General features: G+C 31.1%; 1 protein-coding gene. It reads left to right on the top strand.

From position 1 onward, the window contains the following. Positions 1-89 (top strand): ribosomal protein L7/L12 (locus DVW83_RS14970; RefSeq protein ID WP_137239724.1); only part of this gene is annotated, 89 nt, incomplete at its 5' end. Between the last annotated feature and the right edge of the window lie 178 nt (positions 90-267).

Raw genomic sequence — 267 nt, 5'->3', positions numbered from 1 at the left:
CTACAGTTAAAGAATGCGTGTCAAAAGACGAAGCTGAAGAATTAACAGCTAATCTTGAAGAAGTGGGCGCATCTGTAACAGTAAAATAATTTTTTGAAATTAATATGCATTGGAATCCTTGATATCATAGGATTTCAGTGCTTTTTTATTTTTTTGACCATACTTTTGACCAAACTTTTCAAGAGTTAATATACGATGCAAATTTGTTAGCAGATTGATCTTTTTGTTTTTTGGTTACATAAGCATAAACATTCATCGTCGTATGGA

Origin of the sequence: Enterococcus sp. VV15 (assembly GCF_005236045.1) — a bacterium.
GTDB classification, from domain to species: domain Bacteria; phylum Bacillota; class Bacilli; order Lactobacillales; family Enterococcaceae; genus Enterococcus_B; species Enterococcus_B durans.
This window is presented reverse-complemented; position numbering and strand designations above follow the sequence as displayed.